Here is a 1,234-nt window from a genome sequence, read left to right on the forward strand (position 1 = left end):
GGGACGGGAACGAGATCGGGGACGGGCGGTGGGGCCCGCCGCCGGAGGCCGGATGGAGGCCGGGCCGGCGCGGGACGCCGGACGGCTGCGCCGCCGCCTCGGCAGCCCGCTCCAGATCGTCCTGCTGCTGGCGTCCTTCGTCCTCGCCGGCTACGCGGGGACACGGCTGCCAACCGACGACTGGCTGAGCGTCGCCGTATGGTTCGTCGGCGCCGCCCTGCTGCACGATCTGGTGCTGCTGCCGCTGTACTCGCTCGCGGACCGGCTGCCCCGGCTCGCCGGCCGGTACGTCAACCACCTGCGCGTCCCGGCTCTGTTGTCGCTGCTGCTGCTCCTGGTGTGGCTGCCACTGATCTGGGGGCCGCCCGACCGGTACGCGAAGGCCACCGGGCGGCCGGAAGGCACCACCGACTACGCACTGCACTGGCTGTGGCTCACCCTCGGGCTCTTCGCCGTCTCCGCACTGTGGCTGGCCGTGCGGACCGCGCGGGAGGTGACGACGGGCGGCGGGGAACGAGAAAACGGCGGGCCCGGTGAGACGGCGGGCACCGGCGGGACGGCTCAGGAGCGCCGCAGAGCGACGAACGACCGCCCGCCGGACTCCCACTGAGCCGTCCGCGACCACCCGGCGTGCGCGGCGTACCGCAGGAGCGCCCGCGCACCCACCCGTGCCCAGGGGAAGGACTGCCCGACGGGCTGTTCCGCGCCCCTGCCGTCGTCGATGCGTACCTCCACCCGCTCGTCCACATCCACGGGAGCGGTCTCGGCCAGCAGCAGGCCCCGGGGGGCCAGCAGTTCGGCGCACCGCTCCAGCAGCGTGCCGGGGCGGCCACCGATGCCGATGTTGCCGTCCACCAGCAGCACGCTGCCCCAGCGGCCCTCCCCGGGAAGGGTCTCGAAGACCGAACGGCACAGTGCGGTGGCGCCCAGACCGACCGTCCGGGTGACCGCCTCCTGGCTGACGTCGATGCCCAACGCCCTCCTGCCCAGCTCGGACAGTGCCGCCACCAGCCGCCCAGGACCGCAGCCCACATCCAGCACGGAGCCCTCGCAGCGCCGCAGGACCGACATGTCGGCGGCGTCCGCGCTCGCGCACCAGCGTTCCACGTCCAAAGGGAGCAGCCAGCCGTCGGTACGCCGCAGGAAGAGCGGTCCGCGTCCGCTGCGCAGCGCGTCGGTGTACGGATCCGCGCTCCAGCAGGGGCGGGCGCCGACGGGTGCGGCGGAGGCCGGG

2 protein-coding genes are annotated in these 1,234 nt (G+C 74.8%); one reads left to right on the forward strand and one right to left on the reverse strand.

Features of this window, described 5'->3' with window-relative positions; translation table 11 throughout:
* The first annotated feature begins 52 nt into the window (after positions 1-52).
* The gene (locus tag AB8Z75_RS34780) at positions 53-610 is read left to right on the forward strand and encodes a hypothetical protein (protein WP_369209114.1); all 558 of its coding nucleotides are present in this window, start codon (positions 53-55) and stop codon (positions 608-610) included.
* Here the strand turns inward: AB8Z75_RS34780 and AB8Z75_RS34785 are convergent.
* Positions 562-1,234 (reverse strand): class I SAM-dependent methyltransferase (locus AB8Z75_RS34785; protein WP_369209112.1); only part of this gene is annotated, 673 nt, incomplete at its 5' end. The genes AB8Z75_RS34780 and AB8Z75_RS34785 overlap by 49 nt on opposite strands.

The sequence above is a fragment of the Streptomyces sp. PU-14G genome (assembly GCF_041028275.1).
In the GTDB taxonomy this organism is placed as follows: domain Bacteria; phylum Actinomycetota; class Actinomycetes; order Streptomycetales; family Streptomycetaceae; genus Streptomyces.

Excerpts from the sequence above, each read along its gene's own strand:
- AB8Z75_RS34780 (WP_369209114.1), top strand. The coding sequence starts at position 53 with ATGGAGGCCGGGCCGGCGCGGGACGCCGGACGGCTGCGCCGCCGCCTC.